22 protein-coding genes are annotated in these 23,232 nt (G+C 65.3%); 9 read left to right on the top strand and 13 right to left on the bottom strand.

What is annotated here, in order from left to right; all coding sequences use genetic code 11:
* The first annotated feature begins 23 nt into the window (after positions 1-23).
* Positions 24-1,490, top strand: coding sequence for a CCA tRNA nucleotidyltransferase (locus CH291_RS09725; protein WP_068047652.1), 1,467 nt, complete (start codon positions 24-26; stop codon positions 1,488-1,490).
* Between the two features lie 53 nt (positions 1,491-1,543).
* Here CH291_RS09725 and CH291_RS09720 read toward each other — a convergent pair whose 3' ends face one another.
* From CH291_RS09720 to CH291_RS09710, 3 genes are read right to left on the bottom strand one after another with little or no spacing between them, the layout of a single operon-like run.
* Positions 1,544-3,043: a DUF4185 domain-containing protein gene (locus CH291_RS09720; RefSeq protein WP_094687343.1), complete on the bottom strand. Its 1,500-nt coding sequence runs from the start codon at positions 3,041-3,043 to the stop codon at positions 1,544-1,546.
* Positions 3,044-3,102: 59 nt separating this feature from the next.
* Positions 3,103-4,389: an MFS transporter gene (locus CH291_RS09715; protein ID WP_094687447.1), complete on the bottom strand. Its 1,287-nt coding sequence runs from the start codon at positions 4,387-4,389 to the stop codon at positions 3,103-3,105.
* Positions 4,390-4,413: 24 nt separating this feature from the next.
* A complete protein-coding gene (locus CH291_RS09710) occupies positions 4,414-5,346 on the bottom strand; it encodes an NAD-dependent epimerase/dehydratase family protein (RefSeq protein ID WP_094687342.1) in 933 nt (310 codons plus the stop codon).
* A 118-nt stretch (positions 5,347-5,464) separates the two neighbouring features.
* On the opposite strand from CH291_RS09710, the gene CH291_RS09705 reads away from it, so the two are divergent.
* Together CH291_RS09705 and CH291_RS09700 are read left to right on the top strand one after the other, a co-directional pair.
* On the top strand, positions 5,465-6,154 hold the full coding sequence (locus tag CH291_RS09705; protein WP_094638394.1) for a TetR/AcrR family transcriptional regulator: 690 nt from the start codon (positions 5,465-5,467) through the stop codon (positions 6,152-6,154).
* A gap of 88 nt (positions 6,155-6,242) precedes the next feature.
* On the top strand, positions 6,243-6,860 hold the full coding sequence (locus CH291_RS09700) for a YqgE/AlgH family protein (protein WP_068047637.1): 618 nt from the start codon (positions 6,243-6,245) through the stop codon (positions 6,858-6,860).
* Positions 6,861-6,929: 69 nt separating this feature from the next.
* On the opposite strand, the gene CH291_RS09695 is transcribed toward CH291_RS09700, so the two are convergent.
* The 4 genes from CH291_RS09695 to CH291_RS09680 are packed head-to-tail and all read right to left on the bottom strand — an operon-like array spanning position 6,930 to position 10,728.
* Complete coding sequence (locus tag CH291_RS09695; RefSeq protein ID WP_094687341.1) at positions 6,930-8,291, bottom strand: glutamate decarboxylase; 1,362 nt, start codon at positions 8,289-8,291, stop codon at positions 6,930-6,932.
* Positions 8,292-8,327: 36 nt separating this feature from the next.
* Positions 8,328-9,329: a bile acid:sodium symporter family protein gene (locus CH291_RS09690; protein ID WP_094687340.1), complete on the bottom strand. Its 1,002-nt coding sequence runs from the start codon at positions 9,327-9,329 to the stop codon at positions 8,328-8,330.
* Positions 9,330-9,338: 9 nt separating this feature from the next.
* Entirely contained in the window at positions 9,339-10,319 is a 981-nt protein-coding gene (locus CH291_RS09685) for a DUF1648 domain-containing protein (protein ID WP_094687339.1), read from the bottom strand.
* 4 nt (positions 10,320-10,323) lie between these two features.
* Positions 10,324-10,728 (bottom strand): SdpI family protein, encoded by a 405-nt coding sequence (locus tag CH291_RS09680; protein WP_068047655.1) that lies wholly within the window; start codon positions 10,726-10,728, stop codon positions 10,324-10,326.
* Between the two features lie 68 nt (positions 10,729-10,796).
* On the opposite strand from CH291_RS09680, the gene leuS reads away from it, so the two are divergent.
* On the top strand, positions 10,797-13,619 hold the full coding sequence (gene leuS, locus CH291_RS09675) for a leucine--tRNA ligase (RefSeq protein ID WP_094687338.1): 2,823 nt from the start codon (positions 10,797-10,799) through the stop codon (positions 13,617-13,619).
* A gap of 80 nt (positions 13,620-13,699) precedes the next feature.
* On the top strand, positions 13,700-14,974 hold the full coding sequence (locus CH291_RS09670; RefSeq protein ID WP_094687337.1) for a lipase family protein: 1,275 nt from the start codon (positions 13,700-13,702) through the stop codon (positions 14,972-14,974).
* 16 nt (positions 14,975-14,990) lie between these two features.
* Here CH291_RS09670 and CH291_RS09665 read toward each other — a convergent pair whose 3' ends face one another.
* Positions 14,991-15,416 (bottom strand): pyridoxamine 5'-phosphate oxidase family protein, encoded by a 426-nt coding sequence (locus CH291_RS09665; RefSeq protein ID WP_094687336.1) that lies wholly within the window; start codon positions 15,414-15,416, stop codon positions 14,991-14,993.
* A 66-nt stretch (positions 15,417-15,482) separates the two neighbouring features.
* The gene (locus CH291_RS09660) at positions 15,483-16,670 is read right to left on the bottom strand and encodes a TetR/AcrR family transcriptional regulator (RefSeq protein ID WP_143545906.1); all 1,188 of its coding nucleotides are present in this window, start codon (positions 16,668-16,670) and stop codon (positions 15,483-15,485) included.
* Positions 16,671-16,954: 284 nt separating this feature from the next.
* On the opposite strand from CH291_RS09660, the gene CH291_RS27325 reads away from it, so the two are divergent.
* Positions 16,955-17,329 (top strand): LuxR C-terminal-related transcriptional regulator, encoded by a 375-nt coding sequence (locus CH291_RS27325; protein WP_094687334.1) that lies wholly within the window; start codon positions 16,955-16,957, stop codon positions 17,327-17,329.
* A 173-nt stretch (positions 17,330-17,502) separates the two neighbouring features.
* On the opposite strand, the gene CH291_RS09650 is transcribed toward CH291_RS27325, so the two are convergent.
* Positions 17,503-18,174 carry an SDR family oxidoreductase gene (locus CH291_RS09650; RefSeq protein WP_094638387.1) on the bottom strand — a complete coding sequence of 224 codons (672 nt, stop codon included), beginning with the start codon at positions 18,172-18,174 and terminating at the stop codon, positions 17,503-17,505.
* Positions 18,175-18,187: 13 nt separating this feature from the next.
* Positions 18,188-18,703, bottom strand: coding sequence for a DinB family protein (locus CH291_RS09645; RefSeq protein WP_094638386.1), 516 nt, complete (start codon positions 18,701-18,703; stop codon positions 18,188-18,190).
* Between the two features lie 106 nt (positions 18,704-18,809).
* On the opposite strand from CH291_RS09645, the gene ggh reads away from it, so the two are divergent.
* Positions 18,810-20,147, top strand: a complete 1,338-nt coding sequence (gene ggh / locus CH291_RS09640; RefSeq protein ID WP_094687333.1) for a glucosylglycerate hydrolase — start codon at positions 18,810-18,812, stop codon at positions 20,145-20,147.
* Positions 20,148-20,154: 7 nt separating this feature from the next.
* On the opposite strand, the gene CH291_RS09635 is transcribed toward ggh, so the two are convergent.
* Positions 20,155-20,841 (bottom strand): thioesterase domain-containing protein, encoded by a 687-nt coding sequence (locus CH291_RS09635; RefSeq protein WP_068047600.1) that lies wholly within the window; start codon positions 20,839-20,841, stop codon positions 20,155-20,157.
* A 199-nt stretch (positions 20,842-21,040) separates the two neighbouring features.
* On the opposite strand from CH291_RS09635, the gene CH291_RS09630 reads away from it, so the two are divergent.
* Positions 21,041-21,751, top strand: a complete 711-nt coding sequence (locus tag CH291_RS09630; RefSeq protein ID WP_094687332.1) for a glycoside hydrolase family 25 protein — start codon at positions 21,041-21,043, stop codon at positions 21,749-21,751.
* A gap of 31 nt (positions 21,752-21,782) precedes the next feature.
* Here CH291_RS09630 and CH291_RS09625 read toward each other — a convergent pair whose 3' ends face one another.
* Positions 21,783-22,541 (bottom strand): SDR family NAD(P)-dependent oxidoreductase, encoded by a 759-nt coding sequence (locus CH291_RS09625; RefSeq protein ID WP_094687331.1) that lies wholly within the window; start codon positions 22,539-22,541, stop codon positions 21,783-21,785.
* A gap of 87 nt (positions 22,542-22,628) precedes the next feature.
* On the opposite strand from CH291_RS09625, the gene CH291_RS09620 reads away from it, so the two are divergent.
* The gene (locus CH291_RS09620) at positions 22,629-23,225 is read left to right on the top strand and encodes a TetR family transcriptional regulator (protein WP_068047591.1); all 597 of its coding nucleotides are present in this window, start codon (positions 22,629-22,631) and stop codon (positions 23,223-23,225) included.
* Positions 23,226-23,232 lie beyond the last annotated feature (7 nt).

Raw genomic sequence — 23,232 nt, 5'->3', positions numbered from 1 at the left:
CGGCGCAAGTAGGCTCTCCCACCGTGGCCGATCAGTCCCTGTCCTCCGTTTCCGCCGAGCAGACCGATGCCCGCCGGGAGAGGTTGCTGGCGGGAGCTGCTGTGACGCTGCGCGAACTCGCTCCGGTGTTGACTCCGCTGGGCGCACTGTTCGCCGCGGCGGGGCACGAGCTCTTCCTCGTCGGTGGCTCGGTGCGCGATGCAGTTCTCGGTCGACTCGGAACCGATCTGGATTTCACCACCGACGCCAGGCCCGAGGACGTTCAGGCGTTGCTGTCGGGCTGGGCGGACCATCAGTGGGACACCGGCATCGCGTTCGGGACCATCAGCGCGGCCAAGGACGGCCAGACGATCGAGATCACCACCTATCGCACCGACTCCTACGACCAGGTCTCCCGCAATCCCGAGGTGCAGTACGGCAACAGCCTCGAAGAAGATCTCGTTCGACGCGATTTCACCGTCAACGCCATGGCAGTACGTCTCGGCGCGGACGGTGCCCAGGAATTCGTCGATCCGCTCGGCGGTATGGACGCGTTACTCGAGGGCGTTCTCGATACTCCCTCGGCACCCGAGGTCTCGTTCGGAGACGATCCCCTGCGCATGCTGCGGGCCGCGCGGTTCGTCTCCCAGCTGGGGTTCACTCTGATGCCACGGGTGCACCGGGCCATCGAGGACATGGCGGAGCAGATCGACCGCATCACCGCCGAGCGAATCCAGGTGGAGCTGGACAAGCTGATCCTCGGCGAGCACCCGATCGACGGCATCGACGTGATGTGCGAGACGGGCCTGGCGCAGCGGATCATCCCCGAGGTGCCCAACATGAAGCTCGAGATCGACGAGCATCACCAGCACAAGGACGTGTACACCCACTCGCTGACCGTGCTGAAGCAGGCCATCGATCTCGAGGACGGCGATCCGGACCTCGTATTGCGTTGGGCCGCACTGCTGCACGATATCGGCAAGCCCGATACCAAGCGAAACGAGCCGGGCGGCGGAGTCAGCTTCCATCATCACGAGGTCGTCGGTGCCAAATTGGTGCGAAAGCGCATGCGCGCCTTGAAGTATTCCAAGAAGATGATCGAGGATGTCTCGCATCTGGTGTTCCTGCATCTGCGTTTCCACGGCTACGGCAAGGGCCAGTGGACCGATTCGGCCGTGCGGCGCTACGCCACGGACGCCGGCGAGCTACTGCCCAAGCTGCACAAGCTGGTTCGGGCCGACTCGACCACGAGGAACAAGCGTCGAGCCGCCGCGTTGCAGGCCACCTACGACGACCTGGAAGAACGCATCGCCCGCATCGCCGAGCAGGAGGATCTGGCGCGGGTGCGGCCCGACCTCGACGGCAACGCGATCATGGAGTTGCTGAACATCCCGGCCGGACCCGACGTGGGCAAGGCATGGAAGTTTCTGAAAGAACTGCGTCTCGACCGGGGACCGCTCTCCCGCGAGGACGCGGAGGCCGCGCTGCTCGAATGGTGGCCCACGCAGTAGGAGCGGCTGCGCCGCACGTGCACGAAACCTCGTAGCCTGCTACGAGTTTCCGCTCACGACGCGCGAAGCTCGGCCTTGACCAGATAGACGTTGTAGCTGTCCCATTCCGAGACGGTGAAGTACAGCTCGTTCGCCGTCGACCACGGGTGAACGAATCCGCCGTAGGTCTTGGGGTACTCGGCGGTGTCGATCAGGGTGGTCGGTGCGGTCCACTGACCTTGCGGTGAATTCGATTCGCGCAGAACGATATCGCCGCGCAGCGGATCGAGATACGTCATCCGCCAGAGGCCACGGGCCTCGTCGTGATGGACCGACAGTTCCCCGGCCATACCGTCGGCGATGGGGGTGGCCTCGTTCGATCCGACGGGAGCCCAGGTGCCGTTCACCCAGTACTGGTAGGCGGTCTTGTTCAACACGTCGGCGTTCGGGACGCGGGCGAGCCCGACCTGTCCGGCGCGTCCGTTGACGGTGCCGAACATGTAGACGTACTCCCCCGCCGGAACCATCGTCGACACCTGGAACTTGGAGAAGCCGAAGACGTTGTCCCACTTGGCATGCTCGTCCTTGACCCAGGTGGAGCCGTTGTCGTCCGAGTAGGCGATGCCGCCGTAGTTGGTCCACCACATGCCGGGAATCGTGCTCCAGCGCCTGATGGACATGTACGACATGTACTGCCGGTCGTCGATCGCGAAACCCGACGTGGGGATGACCGTCGTCTCCCAGTTCTTTATCTTGCGCGACGGCAGCAGTTCGGCTGCGTGACAACGGGAATCCTGCACCATGGAGTCCAGGGTCATGCCGTCGGACAGGTCGGTGTCGGTGCTGTGGCCGAGTGCGTTGGAACGCCAGTCGTCGCCGCCCACGACGCCGAACTCCCACCCCTTGCCGAAGGAATCGCCGAAGGCCACGGCGACCTCACCGGGCTTGCTCTCCCACATGATGCCGAGGTCGGTTCCGTTCACCTGCCAGCGCTTGTGGGTGCGGTTCTCCGATCCCGGTCCGGTCAGCTGGGAGACGACCTCGACGGTTCCGACGGCAGGTGCTCCGGGCGGGACCGTCGTGGGTCCTGGCTCCGCTGGGTTGACGGCGGGCGCGGGCGGCGGCGTTCCCGGGGCAGCGGGGCCGGGAATCGGGATCGGAATGGTCTCGGGTTGCGGGTCGATCTCGATGCGCGGGAACGGCAGATGGTCTGCCGAGCCCGTTGCCGGCGTCGGTGAATGGGGGTCGTCGGTGAGATCGGGGCACGGGTCCGCGCACGGGTCGGTCAACGGTTCGGCCTGTACGCGGGTGTTGTTCGGGGCCGGATCGGGAACCGGTACGAGTTCGATCGACGGATAGGGCACGGGGATCACCACACGATCCGGCAACGGCGGCAGCTGTGGTGGATTGCCCGGTCCGATGGGCTCGGGTGGGTAGTCCTTGGGGTCGAATCCTGTTTCGCCACAGGAGTTCACCGGCGGAGGCGGCGCCGCGAACGCCGGTGGCGCAGCGAGAACGGCCGTACCTGCGGCAACCGCGAGTATGCAGCCGAGTGACGTCAAGCGGCCGTGCATGCGGTGCCCCCGTGTTCTCCGACGAAACCCATCGGTCCGATACGGAAAGATACACCACGTCAGCGGCGTGTGCGCCCGGTGTTCACCACCGCTGCGGCCAGGCCGAGGGCGTAGATACCTGCCCCGACGAACACGAGGACGTGCGCGGTGGGGTCCTGGCTCAGATCGGTCGTGTCGGGGCCGACGGCGAAGGCCGCCGCAGCGAGTGCGGCGACGAAGGCGACGTTGAACACGGTGTCCTGCAACGCGAAGACGCGTCCGCGATGGGCGTCGTCGATCTCGATCTGCATGGCAGCGTCGCCACTGAGTTTGACGGTCTGCCCGGCGATGCCCAGGAGGAAGGCTCCGAGCAGCAGGCTGGTCTGCGTCAGGCCCGAGACGGCACCGAGTTGCGCCACGATGGCGAGCACCAGAGCGGCAGCGATCGTGCGGGTGCGCCCGAACCGGGGAACGGCGAAGGGGGTGATCAGGGCGGCGAGGAACATGCCGACCGCCGAGGCACCGACGGCGATGCCGAAGCCGGCAAGGCCGCCGGGCAGGGTGCTGCTCGTCGTTTCGCGGAGAACCAACACCATGATCAGAGTGTTGATGCCGAACACGATGCGGTGCGCGCCGATGCCGAGCATCGCGGTCGTGACACCGGCGGAGCGCCAGACGGCCTGGGCACCCGACTTCAGTCCTGCAGCAACGTCTTTCAGTGGACTGTCGGTGCGGCTCTCGATGCCCGGTCCGAGGGATCGTGGTCGGAACCGCGCGGCGGCGAGCGCCCCGACGACCGACCCGGTGGCCGAGAGGCCCACGGCGACACCCGAGCCGAAATCCCCGGCACCGATCACTCCGATCACCGCTACGGCGAGGCCCGCACCTGCCGCTGCGAAACCGGATCCGACGGTGGCCAGCACCGAGTTCATCGGGACCAGCCACGATTGCCGAACCACGTGCGGCAGTGATGCCGACGCGCCCGCGAGAACGAACCGACTGAGCCCTACGGTGGCCAGAGCCAACAGCAACAACGGTGTGGCATCCACCCCGGCGCACAGCAGGATTGCGGTGGCGACGATCAGCACCATACGAACGATGTTGGCCCACAGTAGGACCGACCGGCGATCCCAGCGGTCGAGAAGCGCTCCGGCGAACGGACCCACCAGGGAATACGGGACCAGCAGCACCGCGAATCCGGCCGCGATCTCGGCCGGATTCGTCGCGCGCTCGGGGTTGAAGAGAATGGCACCACTGAGCGCGGCCTGGAACAACCCGTCGCCGAACTGACCGGCGAACCGAATGGTCGTCAGCTTGCCGACCCCCGGAGACTCACGCAGTCGGGTACGGAAGGAAGCGTCGCTCACCGACGGGACTTTAGCCCCCACCCGTCATGCGGAGACGGCGGGCGTCGAGGCTGTCCACCACGCCATCGTTGCGGCCGTGCCGTCGGCGAGTGGAGTGGGCTGTAGCCCGAGGATCGCCTCGCTGCGGCTCGAGTCGAGAAGGTAGGGGTAGCGGAACTGGTAGAGGGTGTCGCCGAGCTCTTTCATCGGACCGGGCACCGCGCTCAGCAGTCGCAGTGCCCAGGTCGGAATGGCACCGATCTTCGGAGTCGGCAGATCTGCAGCAGCCGAGAACATCTCGATCATCGTGCGCTGCGAGACCGCGGGCGCGGTGGGCGCATGCAGGACGGTGTTCCACATCGACGGGGACGCCGCGGCCGTGAGCATGGCGGCTGCCAGATCCGGGACGTAGGTGAACGAGTGAGGAAGGTCGGCGGAGGCGAGGACGCGGACCGGCTTTCCGGCGAGAATCGGCGAGATCACCCGCTCACCCATGTGCGAGGTGATCACCCGAGGCCCGTAGAAATCCGAGGCGGCGACGCTGACGGTGGGGGTCGCGTGAGCGTCGCGCGCGGCGAGAAGCTGGGTGCGCACACCCAGCTTGCGGAACGTCGCCTCGCGGGGTGAGTCCTCGCGGATCGGTCCGTCGACCCGGCCGTAGGCGTACAGACTTTCGGGAAACGCGACGACGGTGCCCGCGGCCGCGTCGAGCACGCGGTTCTGCATGGCGACGAGCTTGTTCCGCCACACCGTGTTCTCGTAGGCGACGTGGGTGCAGTGGTACACGGCGGTGGCGCCGTCGAGGTGTCGACGGAGATCGTCGGATTCGATGTCGACTGCGCGGCGTTCGATCATCGGGTGCTCGGGCCCGTTGCCTGATCGGGTCAGGATTCGCACCGAATGACCCTGTGCAGCAAGCTGTTCGGCAACTGTCCAGCCGACGGGCCCGGCTCCGGTGACGACGTGAAGTTCGGTCATGATCGCTCCATTCGAGGAAAACGAGAGCGGTGCTCTCTGTTATGAAGAGTGTGCACCCGCGGCAACGATAAAGCAAGAGCACTGCTCTCTGAAAAGAGCAGCAGTTACAGTGGCAGCCATGGCGAGCACTCCCCGCACCCGAGCCCGCGCCCAGACCCTGGCCGATATCACGCGGATCGGACGCGAACACCTGGCCGCCGACGGCGCCGCGGCCCTGTCGTTGCGCGCTGTCGCGCGGGACCTCGGTGTGGTCTCCTCGGCCGTCTACCGATACGTCGCCAGCCGCGACGAGCTGCTGACGCTGCTCGTCGTCGACGGATACACCGAGCTCGGAGACACCGTCGACGCAGCGGTGGACGCGGCCGACGGACCCAAGGAGAAGTTCTTGGCTCTCGGCCGGACGGTCCGGCAGTGGGGTCTGCGGGAGCCGGCGCGCTACGCGTTGCTGTTCGGCAGCCCGGTGCCCGGGTATCACGCCCCTGCGGAGCAGACCACCGGGCCGGGCACCCGGGTGATCACCACCCTGGTGGCCGTCCTGAATTCGGCGTGGCAGACACGTCGACCGGACGTCGAGACCGACCCGCCCGAGCTGGCGTCACTGCACGGCAGCTTCGAGGACATCCGTGCGCAGATGGAGATGGATCTGCCCGACGGGCTGATCGCACTGGGCGTCATGGTGTGGGCGTCGCTGTTCGGGGCCATCAGCTTCGATGTGTTCGATCAGTACGGTGCCACGACGTTCTCCAGCAGGGACGCGTTGTTCGAGTACCAGTTGGGATTGTTGACGAAGGTCGCCGGGCTCGAGTAGGTAACAAGGGCGGGAGTGGAGCCTGCGGAACGACCCATGAGGACTGGCCGTATCGCTTGCGCCACATCCGGCGGTGGGCGGTGCCACAATGACTAGCGTGGCAGCGCATGCGGAGGAACCCGAGGACCAGACGGCATCGGCCTTGCGCGATGTCCGTCCCGGCAGTCTGTTGGTGTCGTCCATCGAACTCGTCGAGCCCACGTTTCGGCGCACCGTCATCTACATCATCGAACACAACGATGCGGGCAGCCTCGGTGTCGTGATCAACCGTCCCAGCGAGACGGCGGTGCAGAACGTACTGCCCAACTGGTCCGAGCTGGCAGCCAAACCGCAGGCGCTGTACGTCGGTGGCCCGGTCAAGCGCGATTCGGCTCTGTGCCTGGCGACGCTGCGGACCGGTGTGTCGATCGACGGTGTTCCCGGTCTGCGCCGTGTTGACGGCCGAGTGGTGATGGTCGATCTCGATTCCGATCCTGCCGACATCGCCCCACTCGTCGAGGGCGTGCGCATCTTCGCCGGATACTCGGGCTGGACGTTCGGGCAACTCGAAGGTGAACTCGACCGTGACGACTGGATCGTGTTGTCGGCCTTGGCATCCGACGTGATCGGTCCGCCGCGGATCGACCTGTGGGCGCATGTACTGCGCAGGCAGCCGATGCCGTTGGCGCTGCTGGCATCTCATCCGATCGACGTCGACCGCAACTAGAGCGGCTGCGCCGCACGTGAGCGAAACCTCGTAGCAGGGGTCGAGTTTCCGCTCACATGCGCGCAGCGCTCAGTGAGCGAAGGCCTGCGCGCTCGAGTGTCCACCTGACTTCAAGCCGGCGAGCACCTCGTCGATGGCGATGCACAGCATTCGGCCCAGGTCCGCGCTGAAACCCTCTCGCACTACGACTCTGAGCACGGCGACGTCGGTTGCGTTGTCGGGCATCGTGTATGCCGGCACCTGCCAGCCGCGGGCGCGTAGTTCGTGGGAGACGTCGAAGACGGTGAACTCGCAGTGGTCCTTCAGCATGAACGACAGGACCGGGATCGCCGAGCCGTCGGTGACGACCTCGATGTCGGGGTGTTTGGCGAGGTGTCGGCTGACGCGAACTGCGGTGTCGCGCAGCGCTTTCATGATGTCGGTGTAGCCGGATCTACCGAGGCGCAGGAAGTTGTAGTACTGCCCGATCACCTGATTGCCCGGCCGGGAGAAGTTCAACGTGAACGTAGGCATGTCTCCGCCGAGGTAGTTGACGCGGAACACGAGGTCCTCGGGCAGGTCTTCCTTGGTTCGCCAGACGGCGAATCCGATTCCCGGATAGGTCAGTCCGTACTTGTGGCCGCTGGCGTTGATGGACTTGACCCGAGGCAATCGGAAATCCCATTCCAGTTCCGGGTACAGGAACGGTACGACGAATCCGCCACTGGCTGCATCGACGTGAACCGGTACGTCGGGCCCGCCGCTACCCGCGATCTCGTCCAGTGCAGCGCAGATCTCCTGCACCGGTTCGAGTTCTCCGGTGAACGTGGTGCCGAGGATCGCGACGACGCCGATGGTGTTCTCGTCCACTGCATCTCGAACCTGTTCCGGGGTGATGACGTAGCGTCCGCGCTCGACGGGCAGGTACTTGGGCTCCACGTCGAAGTAGCGGCAGAACTTCTCCCACACCACCTGAACATTGCTGCCGAGCACCAGGTTCGGAGTGCCGGTACCTGCTCCCCTCGCTCGCCAGCGCCACTTGAGTGCCAAGCCGGCCAACATGACGGCCTCACTGGAGCCGATGGTCGAGACCCCGGTGGCCGACGACGGGTCCTCCCGGTCGAGTCCGGGGGCGTGGAACAGGTCCGCGACGATGTTGACGCAGCGTTCCTCGATGGCGGCAGTGGACGGGTACTCGTCCTTGTCGATCATGTTCTTGTCGAACGTCTCGGCCATGAGCTTCTCGGCCTGTGGATCCATCCAGGTGGTGACGAACGTCGCCAGATTCAGGCGCGAGCTGCCGTCGAGCATCAGTTCGTCGTGGATGAAGCGGTAGGCGGCGTCGGGATCGAGCTGTTCCTCGGGAAGCCTCAGTGCGGGTACGGGATTGGTGGCGAGGCGGCCGGTGTAGGCCGCAGAGACAATACCGTCGGCATGGATTTTCCTGGTCATCGTCTTCTCCCGTGATCGGCTCGAGTGACACCCAATCTAGTCCGCGACGCTGCCCACCGGGCTCTGTTCCGATTGCGGTCGTCGCGCGAGATGCTGGGCGATCACGGTGCACACCATCAGCTGAATCTGATGGAAGATCAACAGCGGCAGCACGATCAGTCCGACGGGTTGGCCGACGAACAGGACTGCGGCCATCGGCAGCCCGCTGGCCAGGCTCTTCTTGGATCCGCAGAACAGCAGCACCACCCGATCCTCGAAAGCGAAGCCCAGCCACTTGCCTCCGTACCAGGTGATCGCCAGCACCACGGCGAGCAACGCAGCGCACACTGCGACGACGATGCCGATGCGCCACACCGGCACCGAGGACCACACGTTCTGGTTCATGGATTCGCTGAACGCGGCGAACACGACCAGCAGGATCGAACCACGGTCGACGAGCTTCGTCGGCGCGCTGTGCCGGGTGAGCCAGCCTGTCACCCAGGGCCGGATCAACTGACCGACGGCGAACGGAAGCAGCAGTTGCAGGGCGATGTCGAGTACCGAGCTGGGGTCGATGGTCACGGAACCGGTCGTGGTCATCAGGGCGATCACGAGCAGTGGGGTGACGAACACTCCGATGATGTTGGAGAACGAGGCGCTCACCACGGCACCGGCGACGTTGCCGCGGGCGATGGAGGTGAAGGCGATCGAGGACTGCACGGTCGACGGGACCAGGCAGAGGAACAGCATTCCGGTGTAGAGGTCGTCGCTGATCACGCCGGGGACGAGAATCCGCAGGGCCAGCCCGAGTGCCGGGAACAGCAGATACGTGCACGCCAGGATCACCGCGTGCAGCCGCCAGTGCTTGACGCCGTTCCAGGCGTCGCGCGGCGAGAGTCGAGCGCCGTAAATGAGGAACAACAGAGCAATGGCGATGCGCGTCACCCAGCCCAGGACGTCCTCCGCTGTGCCGGTGGCCGGGAACAGGCTCGCCAGCGCTGCGACCGCGAAGATGCCCAACAGGAAGGGATCCAGCACGGTATCCCGCAACAACTTCACTTGGCTAACTTAATCCACCGTGGCGTTGCGACTGCGGGCGGTCAGGGTGTTGAGCGTGCCCGCGATCTTCTCGGCGTGCACAGATCCGATGGTGAGCCGATCCCCGTTGGCGAAGGTGACGAAGGCCGCGGGACCGGCGTCGGTGGCGACGGCGTAGTTCCCGCGTCCCTTGGCCCGAAGACCCCAGCCCCCGAACTCCTTCGACGGATCGACCGCCCGCACCGAGGCGCCGGTGATCTCGTCGATGTCGTAGTCGAATGCCGCCATGCCCAGGCTCGAGACGAAGAGGCCGTCGCTGTCGATGTGCACGGTGAAGCGCAGGAGCGACACAATCAGAATCGTCAGTGGGGCGAACAGGAAGATCGGCCACAGTGAGCCGGACAGCCAGCACGTCAGAGCGGCGCCGGCCAGGGAGACTGCCACGACGGTGATGCCGGCGACCCGGCTGGCTCCGACGCGGACCACCAGCGGCAACTCCGGGCTGCAGCGCGGAAGATCTGCGTGCGGCGGTGATGTGGCGTCGACGCGTTCGCGGTAGTCACGCAGCCTGGACGCACCGAACAACCCGGCCGCGAATCCGACGACGGTTCCCACCGCGATAGCCCAGCCGGGGATGGTCACGCTCCGTTCGGACGCCATGTCCAGTTCTCGGACGAGGGTCGCGATCTGCAGAACACCGATCGTTCCGACGACGGTCAGCCCGATGACCAGCATGGTTCGACGCATGATCAGCAGCACCCGAGTCAACGACGCGACGGCACTGCACCCACCGCCGACCAGCACGATCACGATCGCGAGGGTCCAGGCGTTGGAGAGTGGATTGGAGAAGTCGTCCGGTTCGGTGCCGCTGAAGTGAGTGGCGACCTGCTCGGGCAGACGGCCTTGCCACAGGTAGGCCAGGACGAGTCCGAGTGCGGCGACGACAAGGGGGACGGCAACGCCGAACACGACCCCGGCCGGGTCGAACGTGCGTAGTGCCTTCGCCTTCATCCGCTCAGCTCGGCTGGCAGGCGTCCTTGAGGCTGCACGAGATGCACGAGCTTCCGCATCCGTCCGCCTCGGCGGGTGGCGGAACGGCCGCTGCTGCGCGGGCCCCGATGGATCCGCCGGCTGCGGCGATGAACAGCGCGGCCACGAGGGCAACGACGACGCCGACGACGGCGGCGATGCCGTTCAGTGCGAGGGCGGCCACTGCGCCGATGGCCAGTACCAGCGCCGATGCGGCTGTCGTGGGACCGGCGACGCGATTGGCGAGGGTGAACGTCTCGTCGTCACGCATGGCCTCGGCGGTGCGGACACCGGCGAAGCGGTTGCGTGGGAGCCGACCCAGCAGCGACATGGCAGCGACAGCGCCGACGACGAGCGCGAGCACGAACAACACAACCGAGACGATGACCACCTGGCCAGGATACGGCGCAGCGAGGTCCTGGTACCAGGCGGGCCGCATCACACTTTAGGCTGGTAGGTGTGACCGATTCCGTTGAAGCACCCACCGAGTCCGCCCCCGAGTACCGCTACACAGCCGAACTCGCCGGGCACATCGAGGAGCAGTGGCAGGACCTGTGGGAGACACAGGGCACTTTCGACGCTCCCAACCCGGTCGGAACCCTCGCCGGAGACGTCCCGAAGGACAAGCTGTTCGTTCAGGACATGTTCCCGTATCCGTCGGGCAGTGGCCTGCATGTCGGCCACCCCCTCGGCTACATCGCCACCGACGTGTTCGCGCGGTATCACCGCATGCAGGGTCGCAACGTGCTGCATGCGCTGGGCTACGACGCGTTCGGTCTGCCGGCCGAGCAGTACGCCGTGCAGACGGGCACGCACCCGCGCAGCACCACCGAGAACAACATCACCAACATGCGACGCCAGTTGCGTCGGCTGGGTCTCGGGCACGATCGCCGACGGTCCTTGGCGACGACGGACGTCGACTTCTACCACTGGACACAGTGGATCTTCCTGCAGATCTTCAACTCGTGGTTCGACGCGGACCTCGGTAAGGCCAGGCCCATCTCGGAACTGGAGGCGGCGTTCGCCTCGGGTGAGCGGTCTTTGGACGACGGCCGCTCCTGGGAATCGCTGACCGTCGGTGAGCGCCGTGAGGTGATCGACGGGTTCCGTCTGGTGTACGAGTCCAACTCGATGGTCAACTGGTGCCCCGGTCTGGGTACGGTGCTCGCCAACGAGGAGGTCACCGCCGACGGACGCAGCGATCGCGGCAACTTCCCGGTGTTCCGAAAGAACCTGCGGCAGTGGATGATGCGAATCACCGCGTACTCCGACCGCCTGGTCGACGACCTCGAGTACCTGGATTGGCCCGAGAAGGTCAAGACCATGCAGCGCAATTGGATCGGGCGATCCCGCGGTGCGCAGGTCTCGTTCTCGAACATCGAGGTGTTCACCACCCGCCCGGACACGCTGTTCGGTGCCACCTACGTGGTGCTCGCCCCCGAGCACGAACTGGTCGACGGGTTGGTTGCTCCCGAGTGGCCTTCCGACGTGTCCGAGAAGTGGACCGGCGGAGCCGCTACTCCCGCGGAAGCCGTTGCGGCATATCGCGCTTCGATTGCCGCCAAGTCAGATCTGGAGCGGCAGGAGAACAAGGAGAAGACCGGCGTCTTCATCGGCGCCTACGTGAGCAACCCGGTCAACGGTGAGCAGGTGCCGGTGTTCATCGCCGATTACGTGCTGACGGGCTACGGCACCGGCGCGATCATGGCCGTACCCGGACACGATGCCCGCGACTGGGAGTTCGCCACGGCATTCGGTCTACCGGTGCGCGAGGTCATTTCGGGCGGAGACGTCACCGAGGCCGCGTACGTCGGCGACGGTGCCGTGGTGAACTCCGACTTCCTCGACGGTCTGCCGGTGGACGAGGCCAAGGCCGCCGTCATCGCGCGGTTGGAAGCCGACGGCACCGGCCGCGGCACCATTCAGTACAAGCTGCGCGACTGGCTGTTCGCTCGCCAGCGCTACTGGGGCGAGCCGTTCCCGATCGTCTGGGACTCCGAGGGCAACCCGCACGGATTGCCGGATTCTGCTCTGCCGGTCGAACTCCCGGAGGTCGAGAACTATGCACCGGTCTCGTTCGATCCGGACGACGCCGGCTCCGAGCCGTCCCCGCCGCTGGCCAAGGCGGCCGAATGGGTGAACGTCGAACTGGATCTGGGCGACGGGCTGCAGACCTACACCCGCGACACCAACGTCATGCCGCAGTGGGCCGGCAGTTCCTGGTACCAGCTGCGCTACATCGACCCCACCAACTCCGAGGCCTTCGCGGACCCGGAGAACGAGAAGTACTGGGTCGGGCCGCGTCCGGAGATCCACGGACCCAACGATCCCGGCGGGGTCGATCTCTACGTCGGTGGCGTCGAGCATGCGGTGCTGCACCTGCTGTACTCGCGCTTCTGGCACAAGGTGTTGTTCGATCTCGGCCATGTCAGCTCGAGCGAGCCGTACCGTCGCCTGTACAACCAGGGCTACATCCAGGCCTTCGCCTACACCGATGCCCGCGGCGTCTACGTACCCGCGGCCGAGGTGATCGAGCGCGACGGCGGCTACTTCCATCAGGACCAGCCCGTCAACCGTGAGTACGGCAAAATGGGTAAGTCTCTGAAGAACTCGGTCTCCCCCGACGAGATCTTCGCCGAGTACGGCGCCGACACCCTGCGCTTCTACGAGATGTCGATGGGCCCGCTGGACACGTCGCGGCCGTGGGCGACCAAGGACGTCGTCGGCGCGCAGCGGTTCCTGCAGCGGGTGTGGCGACTGGTACTCGATGAGGTGACCGGCGAGGTCCGCGTCACCGACGACAAGCCCACCGAGGACACACTGCGCGTGCTCAACCGGGTGATCGATGGTGTGCACGCGGATTACGCTGCGCTGCGCGACAATACGGCCGGTGCCAAGCTCATCGAGCTGACCAACCACATCACCAAGGCGTACCCCGACGGTGCTCCGCGTGGGGTCGTCGAGCCGCTGATCCTGATGCTCGCTCCGCTGGCTCCGCACCTGTCCGAGGAACTGTGGAGCAAGCTCGGCCACGAGAAGTCGCTGGCACACGGTCCCTTCCCGCGCGTGGAGAAGAAGTGGCTCGTCGCCGATACCGTCGACTACCCCATTCAGGTCAACGGCAAGGTACGCAGCCGCATCACCGTCCCCGCCGATGCGACCAAGGACGACGTCGAGAAGACTGCACTGGCCGACGAGAAGATCGTGGCCCTGCTCGACGGCAAGGCCCCGACCAAGATCATCGTGATCCCGGGTCGAATGGTGAACATCGTCCTGAAGTAGCCCCCGCCGAACTCGAAGTTGTGGATGAAAATCTGGCGATTTCCGTCCATAACTTCGAGCTCGGGGCTTTAATTTGTTCCATGTCACAGGTCGGTAAAGGATTCGTGGTGAGGCTGGTGGCCTCCGTCGTCCTGGTTCTGGGATCCGTCACACTCGTGAGTGTGCCTGTTGCACAAGCAGATCCGGGGCCCGGCTCACCGATTCCGGCCGACGATCCGTTCTACGATTGGGACGGCGGGCTGGACGTCTCCCCGGGAACGGTGCTTCGGTCGAGGCCCATGACGTTCCGAACGCCGAACCAGCCGACGCCGGTCACCGGTAGCCAGGTTCTGTACAGAACTACCGACCAGCAGGGCGAATCCGTCGTCACGGTCGCCACGGTGCTGCGGCCCCTGATCCCCGGCCCGACGCGAATCGTGTCGTACCACATGGCATACGACGCCCTCGGGTCCCAGTGCAACCCCTCGTACACCCTCAGCGGCGGGTCCACGAGTCCTATTGCCGGCGCGGAACAGGTGGTCATTGCCGGTTATCTCGCAGCCGGTTACACCGTCGTCGTGCCGGATTACGAGGGCGAGCAACTCGAGTGGACGATCGGACGGCAGTCGGGCTACGCAGCTCTGGACGGCGTTCGCGCGGCACAGTCTTTTCTGCAGCTTCCGTCGAACACGCCCGTCGGTATGGTCGGATACTCCGGAGGCTCCGTCCCGACGCAGTGGGGTGCCGAGATTGCCCCCGAGTACGCACCCGAGCTGAACCTCGTCGGAGCGGCGGCCGGCGGGCTGCCCGTCGACCTGGCTCACAACCTGCCGTACGTCAGCGGAAGCAAGGAGTGGGCGGGCGTCATTCCGGCTCTCATCGTCGCCTACCAACGCGCCTACGGTCTCGACCTGGACGATTTCATCTCCGACTACGGTCGCCAGGTGATCGATCAGGTCGATCAGGAGTGCATCGCCCAGTTCGCCGACGACTACCCGACGCTCACCGACGCGTCGATGGTCAAGGCTCCGTACACCTCCATGCTCGACGTACCCGAGGTGGTGGCGGCGATCGACGACAACATCATGGGTAGCCAAGGCACTCCGCGGACGCCGATGTTCCTGGCTGTGGGGCAAGCCGATCCGATCGGCGATTCCGTCATGATCACCGCGGACGTACAGGGACTGGCGTACGAATACTGCGGCCGGGGCGTCGATGTGCAGTACGCGCAGTACGACGGCTTGTCGCACAGCGAAGCCTTTCCGGCATTCGAGGCCCAGAGTCTGCAATTCCTGACCGAGCGGTTCTCCGGTGGGCCGACGCGGAGCAACTGCGGAACCATGCCGCCCGGAAACAGCCTGGCACCGACTCCGTAGAACCCGGGTGGTTCTGTCAGATCGCGCCCAGATCGGCCGACAGCCAATGCTCCGGCTGCAGGTAGAACACCACGTTCTCTTCGTGCTCACTGTCGGCCATCTCGAGGTAGCCGTCGACCTTCTCCGGCGGCAGATAGCGCGCTGCCATGGTGCGCAGTAACTCCGGTGTACTCGGCTGTTCCCGCGCAACGGATCCGTCGACCGAGACGTACCTGATCCTCGGGTCCGACTGCTCGACCATCAGCGTGAATCGACCTGCAGCTCTGATCGATTCGGCCTTCCTGGACGTCTTCCCGGTGAGGACCCACGCCTGGGCACCGGGGGTGTAGTCGTACCAGATGGGGACAGTCAACGGACCACGATCAGGGCCTGCAGCGACGGACAGCGCGGCGATGTGAGGTTCGGCCAGAAATTCTTCGCGTTCTGCCTTCGACAGTGCCATGAAACAACCGTAGGACTTTCGCAGACCAAGTTCTAGACCTGAGACGAACCCTCGGGCCGGGTGACGTCAGGGCGTCCTGGTCGAGATGCCGGGCATGAGTAGTCGGAGAACGCCGTCGGCAACGTCGATTGCCGATTCGGTCGGCCGCGTCAAGCATCGGAACAGCACGTTGTTGGTCAGCATGACTGCCGCCTCGATCGTCGGTGCCTCGTCGCTGAACACGCCGGTTTCGCGACCGCGTTCGAGGATGGGGACGACGGCGGCAGGTAGGTACAGGTTCTCCATCACGGTCGTGATCGTGCTCGGCTGTTGGAACTGCTCGAAGCTGAGCGCGAGGAGCATCCCTGTGCTCATCGCGCGGTTGTCGATCACGAACTCGCCCACCGCAATCAACGTGCGCTGCAGAGCGATTGCGGGCTCGACGCCGAGGCGTTCGTCGGCTCGGCGCAGCCGTAGGACGCGATCGAACTCGGGTTTCAGTGCGGCGACGATGATGTCTACCTTGCTGGGAAACAGGCGTCGGAGATCCTCGACTCGAATTTTTGCTGCTGCGGCGATGTCGGCGAGCGTCACCAGGAAGTATCCGTTGTCGAGGAAGAGCGCTTCCGTGGCCGCGATGACGTCGGCCTCCAGATCGGGGCGGAGGGACGCGGCATCGTCGAGCACGTCGACGGGGTCGGGTTCGGTCGAGTTCCGATCGGAATGCACTGGGTCGACGGCCCAGCGCAGGATCGAGGTGACTGCCTCGGCTACCTCGCTCGTGGCAACGGAACCGGGCGTGAGCATCTCGCGAAGAGCGTAGCCGTCGAGAAGTGCGCCCAGGGCAGTGGACAGGGACGTCAACGACAGCGGCCGACGCACGGACCCGCCCTGAGCTTGGATGGCCCGACCCACCATGGTGCGCAGGTCGGCGTCCAGGCGCTCGAATTCGGGGGTGACGGCTTTGCGCGCCCCGTCGTGGTCGCTGGCGAGCAGGGTGGCGACCAGGCGCCGACGCATCAGGCCGGAGGTCAGGTCCTCGAACAGGGCGGACACCGGCGCGGCCGCGTCTCGCAGCCCGGCAGGCGGGTCGATGGGCGTCGTGCCGGTGTAATTCACGGTGAGGTTGTCGAGAAGATCCGCCACGAACGCTTCTTTGCCGCCGGAACCTCCGCTGCGGGAGTTGCCGGGGTAGGTGTTGTGGAACGTTTGATGCGACAGCCCGGCACCGTCGACCACCGCCGAGATGGACAGCGACCGGGCGAGGTCGGTCATGTCCACGTCGTTCAGGAGCCGGTATCCGGCGTGGAGAAATTGTTCACGCGGGACGGGCCTAGGGTTCAACGTCAACCGCCTTCACTGGACTTCACAGCACCTGAATGGATCACGAACCATAGCAATCCAGTGGCCGAGCTCGCAGTGTTTAGTTCTAACTACATGTCTGTGTAGTCGTAACACTCGAATCGATCTTGTTCTCGAATTGGTTTGTGTTGCAGGGGGTTCGCGGGCCGTGGTCGGATACTCATCGGCCTCAAGGCCGGTATCTCGAGGAGGACCCCATGGTGTTGATCGATCGTCGACCCCAAGTCCAGACGCGCGTCGCAGTGCCCGGGACAGTGCGCAACCCTCTCGGCCCGAGGCCGCCCGTCACCCGTTCCACTCTTGCATCGGGGCGAGTCCAGGGCCGACGACCAGCGCCGACGTACGCGTCACCCGGACTGACCAAGCGTGAAGTTGCAGTCCTGAAAGTCTGGTTGGACTGCGACTCCAAGGTCGAAGTCGGTGCGCGCCTCCACATCGCCCTGGGAACCGTCAACACCCACCTGACACGAATTCGAGACAAATACTCCCGCATCGGTCGGGCAGCGCCGACCAAGGCGGCACTCGTCGCCAGGGCCCTGCAAGACGGCATAGTGAAACTCGACGACCTCTGAGCGACGAAGGTCGGCGGGGTTGATTGCAGGCAACGTGCGTAGCCGAGGGGCCCACGCAAGTCGTCTGGCCAACGAACTACCAGACTCACGCCGAACCCTCTGTTGTGAGCGGAAACTCGACCCCCACTACGAGGCCGGAGTGGAGCCTGCCCAACGACCGAGGGGACTTTCGCTCACCTGGTGCGCAGCACCACTTCTGTGGGATGTGCGTCGGCAGGCGTATCGATGGCATTGCGTACCGCACGGGCAACGGTACTGGGCTGCAGGAACTTCGAGCCGTCGTACTCCCCACCCTCGTGCGCGACGATCTCCTGCTGCATTTCGGTGTCGATGCGTCCGGGATGCAGCGAGGTCACGCGTAGCGACGGTTCTTCCTGCCGTAGTGCATCTCCGAAGGCCCGGAGCGCGAACTTGCTCGCCGCGTAGCCGCCCCACCCGGGGTTCGCGCGAATACCCGCACCCGAATTGATCAGCACCACATGGCCGTTCGCCTTTCGCAGCGCCGGAAGGAGCAATCGAGTCAGCTCGACGACGGCGATGACGTTCACCTCGTACTGCCGACGCCAATCATCGGCCGTCGACTCCTCGACCGTCCCCAGCGCCGCGACTCCGGCGTTGTGCACCAACACATCCAGAGAATCGATGCCCGACGCGGCCGCCGCAACCGCGTCGGGATCGGTCAGTTCCACCGGCCACGGGGTAGCTCCTGCCAGTTCCGACGCGATCGGCTCGAGAGACTCGGCCGATCGTCCGCCGAGCAGGACGTGGTGATCCGGGGCGAGCAGTCGGGCGATGTGGGCCCCGAGGCCACGGCTTGCTCCGGTCACCAACGCAGTACGAGTCATGAAAGCAGGTTACTCAAAAGCTCATACCGGCTTCGGCTGCCCAGGTCCGGGTGGTGTTCGCTCCGTCGAGTTCTTCACGAATGATGTCCGCGTGTCCCGCGTGCTGGGAGATCTCGCGCAGAATGTGCAGCACCGTGAATCGTGCGCTCTGCCAGATGCGTTCGGGTGCCCAGGGTGCCGTCGGCACCGGGACCGACAGGTCGAGGTCCAACGTCTCGAGCGCAGCCGAGGTGGAGGCCGCCACCTCGTCCCATTCGGCGATCAACCCCGCGACGGTTTCGTTCTCGGCCATGACGTATTCGCCGCCGGCGCTGGCCATGTCGAATTCCGCGTTCTCGTCCAGGTCGGCGATCACCTTCATCCAGTGCCGTTCGTTGCTGATCACGTGATGCAGCAGCCCGCCGAGGGTCAACTCGCTCGTGGTGGTGCGGGTGCGCGCCTGCTCCTCGGTGATTCCGCGGACGGTGATGTGAAAATTGGCGCGTTGTTCGTCGAGCATCTTCACGATGTCGGTGTTCTCGGTGGTCATTGTTCCTCCTGGTGGTTGGTGATGTTCACAGTAGGAGCGATCGAGGACAGGTTCGGTCCGCAATTTCAAACGAGCGGAATGTCGCCTGTGCACGCAAACTGTCTGCATGGGCGATCGAGGTTTCACTTCCACGCAGCTGGCAGCGCGCGCGGCATATCTGCTCAGGGGCAACGACCTGGGCACCATGACCAGTGCGGCTCCGCGGCTGTATCCGCACATGTGGAGCTGGGATGCGGCGTTCGTCTCCGTCGGACTGGCCCCGCTGAGCGTGGAGCGGGCCGTGGTGGAGATGGACACCTTGCTCTCCGCACAGTGGAAGAACGGGATGATCCCGCACATCGTGTTCGCCAACGGTGTCGACGGCTACTTCCCTGGCCCGGCGCGGTGGGCCACCGGCACGCTCGCGTCGCACGCACCGATGAGCCCGCAGACCTCGGGCATCACCCAACCGCCGGTCCACGCGATCGCCGTGCAGCGCATCCTCGACCACTCCAAGCGCCACGGACGCACGACGCGTGCCGTCGCCGAGGAGTTTCTCGATCGCCGCTGGGGTGATCTGGTGCGGTGGCACAGGTGGCTCGCCCAGGCCCGCGATGTCGACGACAACGGAAGAATCGCGGTTTTCCACGGCTGGGAGTCGGGGATGGACAACTCGCCGCGGTGGGATTCGGCCTACGCGAATGTGGTTCCGGGAGAAATGGATCCGTACTTCCGGGAGGACAAGGCGGTCATCAGCGACGCTTCCCAGCGGCCCAGCAATCTCGAGTACGACCGCTACATCTGGCTGGTGGAGGAGATGAAGCAGGTCGGGTACGACGACGACGCATTGAAGACGAAGATGAGCTTCGCCGTCGAGGATGTGTTCGTCAGCGCCATCTTCGCGGTGGCCTGCGATGTGCTCGCGACCATCGGCGAGGATCATTCGCGTCCCCACTCCGATGTTCGGGAGCTGCGGTCGTGGGCGGAGAAGTTCCGCGAGGGAGTGATTGCGACGACCGACGCGCGCTCCGGCGGGGCCCGCGACTTCGATCTGCGGACGGGCCAGTGGATCGGCACCGAGACCATCGCGATGTTCGCGCCGTTGCTGTGTGGCGGCCTGCCCCGCGAGCAGGAACGCAATCTGCTTCGGATCTTCGAGGGCACGAGATTCTGCGGTCACCCGGATCTGCGGTACGCGGTTCCGCCGTCCACGTCGCCCGTCTCGAAGGATTTCCGTGCCCGTGAGTACTGGCGCGGGCCGGTGTGGCCGGTGATGACGTGGCTGTTCTCGTGGGCATTCGCGCGTCGTGGGTGGTCCGAGCGGTCACTGTCGTTGCGCGACGAAGGCTTGCGCCAGGCCAGCGACGGCAGCTTCGCCGAGTACTACGAACCGTTCACCGGCAAGCCGCTCGGCAGCATGCAGCAATCGTGGACGGCCGCGGCCGTACTGGACTGGCTGGGGTAGCGCGAGATCAGCTGAGGTAGCTGTCGACCAACGGGCCGACGACGTCGAACGAGGTGGCGTCGGGCACGAGGTACTTGGCGACGGTGCCGCAGACGAAGGGATGCCATGCGGAACCGGAGTCGGTCCCCAGGGACGAGACGGCCAGGATGTCGCCGAAGTATATGCCGGGTAGGTGGCGCTGAACGAGTTCGTCGTTGTGCGAGGCGACGGCGAGCAGTTCTTCGACATGGCTGCGATCGATCTCGTCACCCATGGCGGCGAGGAGATCGGCACCCTCGGCGCGGGCCCGGACAGGGTCGCTGTCGAGCAGCGTCAGTGCGCCGACCGTGACGCCCCGATTCTGCAGTTCGACGGCGATGGCGTGAGCGAGAACTCCACCGAACGACATGCCGAGGAGGTGGACGGCGCCGTCGGTCTGGATGCGAACGATGTCGTCGGCGTACTGCGCCGCCAGTGCCGCGAGGGATTCCGCGCGCTCACCGGACGCGGGTACCTGGACGCCGTAGATGGGGCGGTCGTCGTCCACGTGAGCGGTCAGGCCCGCGTAGCAATCGACCAGACCCACCAAGGGGTGGATGCAGAACACGGGGTCGAGGTGTCCGGTGGTTCGGATCGGTGCGATTGTCGGCACCGCGTAGTCGGACGGGTCGAGCTCCGTGAGAGCCAGATGCGAGAGATCGTTCACGACAGTCATGGGTGCGCCTCCGAGCCAAGAGATGTAGTTCGTGTTTCCATTGGACTTGTTTGTTCGTGCCGACTCTGGGTATGTCGCCATCGGCAGCGTGAGTGTTACCCACGTCTCATCACCGACGACTCAATCACGTCTGTGGACAGAACGCATTAGTGACTGTTCACCATTGAGTGCCCAGGTCCGGGCCCCTAACCTCACCCGGGTGGTCTTCTCCCGCACGCTGCGTGCCCTGTTCGGATTGTTCTCCGTCGGCGTCATCGCCTGCGCTGCGCCCGGCATCGCGTCCGCTGTTCCGCAGGGTCCGGACGTCTCGTCGTGGCAACACATCGACGGCACCGCGATCGACTGGCATGCCGTCAAGGCTGCGGGCCACGGCTTCGCGATGGTCAAGGCCACCGAGGGGCTGGATTACGTCAACCCGTACTTCGTCGAGGATTCCATCGTCATGCGCACGGCGAACGTGGCGCGCGGGGCGTACCACTACGCCGATGTGACGTTGTCACCCGAGCTGCAGGCCGCGTACTACTCGGCACTGGTGTTGGGCATCAACGGACCGGGCGATCTGCCGCCGGTGCTCGACCTCGAAGATGCCAAGGGCAGGTCGCCGGCCGAGGTGATCGATTGGACGCACCGGTACCTCGATACCGTCCAGACGCTGACCGGACGTCAGCCGATCATCTACACCTATCCCAACTTCTGGCGGACGGCGATGGCCGACACCCACGAGTTCAACAACTATCCGCTGTGGATCGCCGACTACGACGACGAGCTGGGGCCGCTGCCCGGCGGCTGGACCGACTGGCTTTTCTGGCAGTTCACCGACCGTGGCACGATTCCCGGAATCGACGGGCGTACCGACATCAACCACTATTCGGGCACACCGGAATCACTGCGAGTACTCGCTCGCTGGTGACGTTCCTGAAACTGCACGGCTGCGCACTCCGTCACCAGGGCACGCGCGTACCGTCCCACGACCACAGGGCTCCCGTGGGGCCGTCGTCGGCGAGGAGGGCGAGACGGACCACTCCCGTAGCCGCCTCGGCCGGGTCTCCGCCCGCCGACATGCCCGCGACGAGGTTGGTGTGGCGCAGCCCGGGTGCCAGGGCGTTGACCTTGACCTTCTCGCCGAGGGTCTGAGCGGTCAGCAGCGTGACGGCGTTGACGGCTGTCTTCGAGCTTCGGTAGGCCACGCCGCCGCCCTTCACTCGTTCCCAGTCGAACTGTGGGTTCGGGCTGCTGTTCCAGGTCAGGGATCCGGTTCCGCTGGACACGTTGACGATGCGTGGGTGCGCGGACCTGTGCAACGCAGGGAGAAATCCCTGAGTGACGGAGATGAGACCGAAGACGTTGGTCTCGTACGCAGTACGCAACTGCTCGAGCGTGGTGCCGACGACGTCGTCGTTGCCTGGGTTCACCCCGGCGTTGTTCACGAGTATGTCCAGTTCGCCGACCTGCTGCACGGCTGCGGCGACCGAAGACGGGTCCGTGACATCGAGCTGCACGACGCGCGCGCCCGAGCCCAGTTCTGCGGCTGCGCGTTGCCCCTTGTCGAGATCCCGCGCTCCGATCCATACGTTCACGCCGAGAGCCAGTAGCTGCCGCGCCGTCTCGAGACCGATGCCACTGTTCCCTCCCGTCACCAGAGCCACCGAGTTCGGCGCGGGCGATCGGATTTCTGCGGGAAGACTGTCGACGACGTTCATGTTTACTCTCCAACTCCAACGATGTAGTTGGAATGCTACCTCTCGAGCGCGGGGAAATTCCAACTCAGAAGTTGGTAATCTCGGCGGATGGCCTGGGACACGGACGGGACACGGCGTCGACTCCGTGATGCCGCGCTGGTGGAATTCGCAGCTCACGGGTTCGAGGGCACGACCGTCGCATCCATCGCAACTCGATCAGGCGTCAACAAGGAGAGGCTCTACAGCTACTTCGGCGACAAGAAGGCTCTCTGGGACCTCGTCCTGGCAACCGAGTTGGAGCGCCTTGCGACCGGCGTCGAACTCACAGGGGTCGACTTGGACGACATCGGCGAATTCGCCGGAGCGACGTTCGACTATCACGCATCTCATCCCGAACTGGGCCGCCTGCTGCAGTGGGAGGGTCTCCAGCCTGGCCCGCCGGCTCACGCGGAGGTGCGCACGACGCACTACCGAGAGAAGGTGGCGCGTTTCGCCGACGCCCAGCGACACGGCCTCATCGATTCGGAGATCGATCCTGCGCACTTGGTGTTCACGCTGATCGCGCTGGCCGCCTGGTGGCAGACCGTCCCGCAGCTCGCCGAAATGATCACCGGTGCTGGACCCAACGACCAGCAGGCACGGGCGGCACGTCGACGCTTTGTCGTGGAGGCAGCGAGGCGAATCGCCGCACAACCCGGGTCGTGAGGTGAAG

Origin of the sequence: Rhodococcus sp. 14-1411-2a (assembly GCF_002259485.1) — a bacterium.
Lineage (GTDB): Bacteria > Actinomycetota > Actinomycetes > Mycobacteriales > Mycobacteriaceae > Rhodococcoides.
Note: the sequence above shows the minus strand (reverse complement) of the source record. Positions and strands in the feature narration are given on the sequence as shown.